A 274-nucleotide genomic window follows, 5' to 3' on the forward strand; every position below is an offset into this window, starting at 1 on the left:
GTGCCCTTACTAACTTGCTACAAAGATGCTCGCATCCACTGTGCAGTTCTCAAAGAACGAACGGTCATCATCTCGTCTGTGCTGCTCGCCTACCTGGCCGAGGCCGGCGGTTCGAGCGCTGAGATGATCCGATCTGCTGAAAGACACAAAAAGCGTGTTCTCTCAGGACCCAACAGCGTACCGATCCGTTCACTCAGCCCTCACGACACCTTTCCACGCTCCGAAGAGCAGTACTCACTGTCGTGACAACCGAACGTCTAGCCAGCCAGCATCC

1 protein-coding gene is annotated in these 274 nt (G+C 55.5%); it reads left to right on the forward strand.

What is annotated here, in order from left to right; all coding sequences use genetic code 11:
• A partial coding sequence (locus DI276_RS52595; RefSeq protein WP_232837130.1) for a hypothetical protein occupies nt 1–246 on the forward strand: 246 nt, incomplete at its 5' end.
• Between the last annotated feature and the right edge of the window lie 28 nt (nt 247–274).

Source organism: Lentzea terrae, assembly GCF_003265345.1.
GTDB lineage: Bacteria > Actinomycetota > Actinomycetes > Mycobacteriales > Pseudonocardiaceae > Lentzea > Lentzea terrae.